4 protein-coding genes are annotated in these 7,160 nt (G+C 72.2%); 2 read left to right on the plus strand and 2 right to left on the minus strand.

Translation table 11 applies throughout. From position 1 onward, the window contains the following. Positions 1–321: 321 nt before the first annotated feature. Positions 322–1,230 (minus strand): phosphotransferase enzyme family protein, encoded by a 909-nt coding sequence (locus AE652_RS30890; protein WP_234348599.1) that lies wholly within the window; start codon positions 1,228–1,230, stop codon positions 322–324. Positions 1,231–1,389: 159 nt separating this feature from the next. Next, positions 1,390–3,624, minus strand: a complete 2,235-nt coding sequence (locus AE652_RS30895) for an MMPL family transporter (protein ID WP_107086578.1) — start codon at positions 3,622–3,624, stop codon at positions 1,390–1,392. A 567-nt stretch (positions 3,625–4,191) separates the two neighbouring features. Here AE652_RS30895 and AE652_RS30900 point away from each other — a divergent pair. Further along, positions 4,192–6,390 (plus strand): MMPL family transporter, encoded by a 2,199-nt coding sequence (locus AE652_RS30900; RefSeq protein ID WP_049657492.1) that lies wholly within the window; start codon positions 4,192–4,194, stop codon positions 6,388–6,390. 338 nt (positions 6,391–6,728) lie between these two features. Further along, positions 6,729–6,935, plus strand: coding sequence for a cold-shock protein (locus tag AE652_RS30905; RefSeq protein ID WP_049657493.1), 207 nt, complete (start codon positions 6,729–6,731; stop codon positions 6,933–6,935). Positions 6,936–7,160 lie beyond the last annotated feature (225 nt).

Here is a 7,160-nt window from a genome sequence, read left to right on the forward strand (position 1 = left end):
CCGCGCTCGGCGGCTGGAGCGCCCCGCTGGCGGTCCCGCACGCGGCCAGCCCCAGGGCGGCGGCCACCGCGGCACAGCCCGCGAGCAGCCGGCGCCGGGATCGGGACAGTCGGTTCGGGGCGGAGGGGCGGCGGGCGGTCCGGTGCATGGCGGCGGCTCCTGAGGTGCGAGTACGGTGCCGATCTCTCGGGTCAGGATGACTGTCCGATAGGACGCCGATCGTACGTGCACCGGTTGCCGACCGGACCGAACCGCCGTAAGAGTCTTCTCACACTCGCCCCGGTGGCGGCCCCGCGCCGCCGCGGGTACCGGAGGCGCCCGTCAGAACGGGTACCAGCGCACCTCGGTGGCCCCGTCCCGCAGCGAGTCGACCCGGCGCCGGAACTCCTTCAGCGCGGCCGGGTTGCTGGCCGCCTGCTGCGCCACCCAGGAGGCGCTGGCCGTCTCCCGGGCGCCGCGCAGCACCGTGAAGCCCGGCCACTCGCGCACGTCCCAGCCGTACGCCTCGGTGAACGCGCGGTACTCCTCGGCGGGCACGCCGTACCGGTCCTGGCTGAGCGCGAGGACCACCAGGTCGTGCTCGCGCAGGTCGTTCGCCATGAACTCCAGGTCGAGCAGCACCGGCCCGTCCGGGCCGACGTGGATGTTGCGCGGCAGCGCGTCGCCGTGGATCACCCCGGGGTGCAGCCGCGGGACGAGGTCGGGCAGGGCGGCCTCGAAGGCGTCGCGGCGGTGGCGCAGGAAGGCGACGTCCGCCGGGTCGACGTGACCCTCGGCGGAGGCCAGCCAGCGCTCGACCGGGGCCAGCAGGTCGCGCCGGCCGAGCGTGAAGGGCGGCGGTGGCAGCTGGTGCAGGGCGCGCAGCAGCGGGGCGAGGTCGACCGGGCGGGCGGGCCGGACGGCGGGCGCGAGCCGGTGCCAGAAGGTGACGGGGTGGCCGTCGGCCAGCTGCGGCTCGGGCGCCACCGCGTCGTACGGGCGGACCACCGGCACGTCCTGGCCGGCCAGCCAGTGGGCGAGCGCCAGCTCCCGGTGCGCCCGGTCGTACAGCTCGGGACCGCGGCCGACCTTGGCGACCACGGCCGGGTCGCCGAGGTCGAAGACGGCGTTCTCGCCGAGCGCGAGCAGTGTGGCCCCGTCGGGGGCGGCCAGCCCGGCCGACTCGCAGGCCTGGGCGAGGAGCAGCCGGGCGCGGCCCTCGTCGAAGGGGATCATGACTGGGGTTCCCATTCCGCCGACGTTCATCCGGGGGACCCCGGACGGTGATCATCATGACGCACGGACGCCGGGCCCCGCGCGCTGCGGGGCCCGGCACCGGACGCGTCGGGCGGGTGGGACAAGCCGGACAGGTCGGACGGGTCGGGGAGGCCGGGGGCCGGTGGCGGGGGCTCAGACCCCGGCCCGGCGGTGGCGGGCCCCCTCCGTCGGCCCGACGGGTTGGGCGGGCAGGCCCCGGTCGGCGCCGGCCGGCGGGACGGGCTCGCCGTGGGAGAGGTCCGGCAGCCAGTTCAGCCAGCGCGGCAGGTACCAGTTGCGGTCGCCCAGCAGGGTCATCACCGAGGGCAGCAGCACCCCGCGGATCACCGTGGCGTCGATCAGCACCGCGACCGCGAGGCCGACGCCCATCTGCTTCATCACCTGCATGGACAGCGAGCCGAAGACCGAGAACACCGCCACCATGATCACCGCGGCGCTGGTGACCACCCCGGCCGTGGAGCGGATGCCGTCGGCGATCGCGGCCCGGGTCGGCAGGCCGCGGTCGTGGCCCTCCTTGATCCGGGAGACCACGAACACGTGGTAGTCCATCGAGAGCCCGAAGAGGATCACGAAGAGGAACAACGGCACCCAGGACTCCACCGCGCCGACCCCGGCGGTGCCCAGCAGCGAGGCGCCCACGCCGTGCTGGAAGACCAGCGTCAGCACCCCGTACGCGGCGCCGACCGAGAGCAGGTTGAGCACCACGGCGGTGGCCGCGACGACCGGGGAGCGGAAGGTGGTGAGCATCAGCAGGAAGGCGAGGACGACCACGAAGCCGAAGACCAGCGGCATCGAGTCGCCCATCTTCCGGTTGAAGTCGTACGACCCGGCGGTGTCGCCGGTGACCGGGGCCTCGGTGCCGGGCACCGAGAGGACGGTGGCGGGCACCAGCTCCTCGCGCAGGGTCCGCAGGGCGTCGTTGCTGGTGGCGTCGTTGCCGGTGCCGTTGAGCGGGATGTCGACGGTGGCGACGTTCCTGTCGGCGTGCACCGTGACCTCCACCGGTCCGTGCATCCGCCCGCTCGCCAGGGCCTTCGCCTTGAGGTCGGCGATCGCGGCGGTCATCGCGGGGGAGTCGATGTCGGCGGCCTTGATCACGACGGTGGCGGGGGCGGGGCTGCCGGGGAAGGCGGCCTCGATCTTCTGCGAGGCGGCGACCAGGGCGTTGCCCGCGGGCAGCTGCTGCTGGAAGGTCAGCTTGGCGGTGTGCATGGTGAGCAGCGGCACGGCCAGGGCCAGCAGGAAGGCGCCGGCGAGCAGGGTGGCGGCCAGCGGGCGGCGCAGCACCGGGGTCAGCACCGCGTTCCAGAAGCGTCCGCCGGTCCGTGCGGCGTCCGGGCGGCGCAGCTTGGCAAGGAACGGCACCCGGCCCTTCTCGACCCGGTCGCCGAGCATCGACAGCAGCGCGGGCAGCACGGTGAGCGAGCCGAGCACGGCGGTGATCACGACCAGGATGGTGGCGAAGGCCATCGCCTTGAAGGTGGCGATCCCGGTGAGGAACATCCCGGCCATGGCGACCACCACGGTGACGCCGGAGACCAGCACCGCCCGGCCGCTGGTGGCGGCGGCCACGGCCAGCGCGGTGGCGGCGTCGCGCCCGGCGGCCCGCTCCTCGCGTTCGCGGCGCAGGTAGAAGAGGCAGTAGTCGACGCCGACGGCGAGGCCGACCAGCAGCATCACCGAGGAGGCGTCGCCGCTGGTGTGCAGGAAGCCGCTGCCGAGCGCGACCAGTCCGGCGGCCGCGACGAAGGCGGTGAGCGCGAGCACCACCGGCAGCACGGCGGCGACCAGCGCGCCGAAGGCGACCAGCAGGATGCCGAGGGCGAGCGGCACGGCCGTCCACTCGGCGCGGGCGAAGTCGTTCCCGACCTGGTCCCGCATCCACTTGCCGGAGCTGGCGTCGCCGAGCTGGACGACGGTGAGGTCCGGGTGCTGCCTCTGCACACCGGCCACCGCGTCCAGCACCGGCTGGACCTGGTCGGCGGCCTCGGTGCGGTCGCCCTTGAGGGTCAGCGTCACGAGCGCGGAGTGGCCGTCGGCGGAGACCGCCTTGGTGTCGTACGGCGAGCGGACCTCGGCGGCCCGGCCGGTGCCGTTCACGGCGGCGACCACCTGGCCGACGGCGGTGCGGAACTCCGGGTCGTCGGCGGTGCGGGTGGCGCTCTGGACCAGGACGGTCTCGCCGGCCGGGCTCTTCAGCCCGGCCTCGTCGAGGATCCGCGCGGCCCGGGAGACCTGCCCGGGGACCGACTCGGCGTCGGTGATCTTGACGCTGCCGTGGGCGGAGCCGAGCGCGGCGGCCAGGACGACGAAGAGCAGCCAGCCGAACACGGCGGTCTTGCGGTGCCGGGCGCTCCAGGCGCCCATCGCGGCCGCCAGGCCGAGTCTGGACTTCACGGGCTTCACGGTGGTTTCCCCCCTGGGAGAGCGGCGGTCGTCGCCGGACGGGAGCGGCGGGGGCCCTGGGTCGGGGGACCGCCGGTCTGGGGTGCGCCGGCTGCGCTCCGGCGTCCCGATCGACAGTAGGGAAGCCGGTCCTGACGGGTAATCCGGCTGGCGGGTGGCCGTTTCCTGGTGCTTCCTTCGGGGCCCGGGTGGGGTTTTCCCTACCCTCCGACCCCGAGATCTCCTCCTGGGGGGTAGGGGATGCTCCTCCACCCTGAGGGGGAGATGACTCCACCCGGAGCACGAGGTCAGGAGGGGTGCGTCCGGGAGAGACTGGGCCGGGGCCGCTTCGGGCGGCCCGACGGGGGTTGAAGCACACGGGGGCTCCTTGCCGGGCGGCAAGCAAGTACTCGTAGGATGATGCCCCAAACCTACTTCCCTGCCGACCGGCAAGGGAGTGCCCTCGGCACTCCCCGCGCCGGTCCTGCCGTCGCCCAGCGTCCCGTCCCCCAAGGGCTGCGGTGAACCATGCCCAGGAGGCACACGAGCATGTTCCACCGACTAGGACAATTCGTCGTTCGCCGCCCCTGGTGGGTGATCGGCGCATGGCTGATCGCCGCGGTCGCGATCGTCGCGACCGCCCCGCCGCTGAAGGCGAACACCGACGAGGCCGCCTTCCTGCCCAAGCACTACGAGTCCATCCAGGCCGCCGAGCTCCAGCAGAAGGCCTTCCCGTCCAACATCTCGCCCTCCGCGCTGCTGCTCTTCGAGCGCACCGACGGCGGCAAGCTGGACGAGGGCGACGCGGCGACCATGACCAAGGTCACCCAGGGGCTGGCCGACAAGAAGATCCCGCTGGTCGAGCTGGTCGTCCCGGTCTCTCCGGCGTCCTACTCCCAGGACCACAAGTACGCGATGTCGATGGTCTCCATCGACAAGACCAAGATGCAGTCGGACGAGTTCACCGACGCCGCGAAGAAGCTCCGCGACGAGGGCACCGCGCTCGCCTCCGGCAGCACCCTGAAGTTCCAGGTCGGCGGCCCGGCCGCGATGAACCTGGACCAGAAGGACGCCGGCAAGACGGCCGGCATGCTCATCGGCCTCGGCACGGTCGTGATCATCCTGCTCACGCTCGGGATCATCTTCCGCAGCCCGATCATCGCGCTGCTGCCGATCCTCTCGGTGATCATCTACTCGATGGTCGCCAACGGTCTGATCGCGGACGCCAGCAAGCTGTTCGGGCTCAAGGCCGACAACTCGATGGAACAGATCCTCACCGTCGTGCTCTACGGCGTCGGTACCGACTACTTCCTGTTCCTGATGTTCCGCTACCGCGAGCGGCTGCGGGCCGGTGACGACCGCAAGCAGGCCGTCGCCAACGCCGTCGGCCGGGTCGGCGAGGCGATCGCCTCCGCCGCCGGTGCCGTCGTGGTCGCCTTCGCCGTGCTCGTCCTGTCCAGCCTCGGCATGTTCAAGGCGCTCGGCCCGTCGCTGGCCATCGCGGTGGCCGTCACGGCGATCGCCTCGGTCACCCTGGTGCCCGCGATCCTCTGCCTGATCCCCGAGAAGGTCCTGTTCTGGCCCTCCAAGGCCTGGCAGCGCGAGCCGTCCAACGCCCGCTTCGCCGCGATGGGCCGCAGCGTCGGCCGCCGCCCGGGCGCCGCCGCCCTGCTCTCCGGCCTGGTGATGGCCGGCCTCGCGGTCGCCGCGCTCGGCTACCAGGGCACCTTCGACATGGCCGGCAGCTCGATGCCGAAGACCAAGGAGTCGATGGTCGTCCAGGACACCATGATCAAGGCCTACTCGGCCGGTGCCGCCGACCCCGCGCACATCTACCTGACCAGCCAGAACGGCAACAAGATCGACGTCGCCGGCCTCAAGGGCTACGTGGCGGACCTGGGCAAGGTCGACGGCGTCTCCAGCGCGGCCCTGCCGGACCCGGAGCACGGGGTCAGCAAGGACGGGCTCACCGCCGACATCACCGTCGTCCTCAAGGACGAGGCGGCCAGCAACAAGGCCATCGACACCATCGGCGAGGTCCGCAAGGTCGCCCACGACCACGCGCCCGCCGGCACCAAGGCCTACGTCGCCGGCACCACCTCCGTGTACAAGGACATCAACACGGCGATGGCCCACGACTACAGCCTGGTCTTCCCGATAGCCGCCGTCCTGATCATGGTGATCCTCGGACTGCTGCTGCGCAGCGTGGTCGCCCCCTGGTACCTGATGGCCTCGGTCGGCCTCGGCTTCGGCGCCACCCTCGGCGCCACCACCCTGCTGTTCCAGAACATCAAGGGCGAGCAGGGCCTGATGTTCATGCTGCCGATCCTGATCTACCTGTTCGTGGTCGCGCTCGGCACCGACTACAACATCCTGATGATCGCCCGACTGCGCGAGGAGGCCCAGGAGGGCCGCAGCCCCCGCGAGGCGGCGAGCCAGGCGATCCGGCACGCCGGCCCGACGGTGGCCGCCGCCGGGTTCATCCTGGCCGCGACCTTTGCCACCATGCTGCTGGCCGGCAACACGATGATGAGCGAGATGGGCTTCTCGATCGCCATCGGCATCCTCATCGCGGCCTTCGTGATGGCGATGTTCTTCACCCCGGCGCTCACCGCGCTGCTCGGCCACCGCGCCTGGTGGCCCGGCCACGCGGACGCCCCGGGCCACGGCCACGGCCACGGCCACGGCGAGGGCCCGGCCCCGGTGGCCGGCGCCCACGGGATGCCGGAGCCGGCCGGCCGGCGCTGAGCCGACCGGGTCGGTGTGAACGGTGCCCTGACCCGGCCCTGACCGGGTCGGTACGAACAGGCGGCGCCCCGCTACGGCGGGGCGCCGCTGCCCCGTTTCCGAGGCCACCAAACGTGATCTCCTGGGCGGGAAAATCCCCGGTCAACCCCCGTGCCACCGTGCTACAGTCGAAGCAGTTGCAGTTTTGGTTCCCATGAACGTGGTGTGCGCCTGCTGGTACCAACCGACAGGCGCATTTGTTTTGTCCGGTGTTTCAGTCTCCGGATGGGGATCGCGGCTACCACGGGGATCCACGAGGTGTGGATCCCTGATGCCCCCAGGATTTAGAGGAGACGGTTATGGCTACCGGCACCGTGAAGTGGTTCAACAGCGAGAAGGGCTTCGGCTTCATCGAGCAGGATGGTGGCGGCGCCGACGTGTTCGCCCACTACTCGAACATCGTTGCCCAGGGCTTCCGTGAGCTGTTCGAGGGCCAGAAGGTCGAGTTCGACGTCACCCAGGGCCAGAAGGGCCCGCAGGCCGAGAACATCCAGATCATCGGCTGACGTCAGCCTCCACGCTGACTCGCGATCATCGCGAAGCGGGGGCCCGCACCGCACGGTGCGGGCCCCCGCTCATGCCGCCGTACGGCCGGGGCGGCGCACTCCATGCATCCGACGGCCGACTCCAGCCCGCAGCCCGGGCTGTAGACCGACGGACGGAGAATCCGTGACCACCCCTGCCCGCTCGCCGCGCGACCGCGGCCCCCGCACCACCGACCAGGCCCGCCG

It is taken from the genome of Kitasatospora sp. MY 5-36, from assembly GCF_001182915.1.
Taxonomy (GTDB): domain Bacteria; phylum Actinomycetota; class Actinomycetes; order Streptomycetales; family Streptomycetaceae; genus Kitasatospora.

Excerpts from the sequence above, each read along its gene's own strand:
- AE652_RS30890 (WP_234348599.1), bottom strand. The coding sequence starts at position 1,230 with ATGGGAACCCCAGTCATGATCCCCTTCGACGAGGGCCGCGCCCGGCTG.
- AE652_RS30895 (WP_107086578.1), bottom strand. The coding sequence starts at position 3,624 with ATGGGCGCCTGGAGCGCCCGGCACCGCAAGACCGCCGTGTTCGGCTGG.
- AE652_RS30900 (WP_049657492.1), top strand. The coding sequence starts at position 4,192 with ATGTTCCACCGACTAGGACAATTCGTCGTTCGCCGCCCCTGGTGGGTG.
- AE652_RS30905 (WP_049657493.1), top strand. The coding sequence starts at position 6,729 with ATGGCTACCGGCACCGTGAAGTGGTTCAACAGCGAGAAGGGCTTCGGC.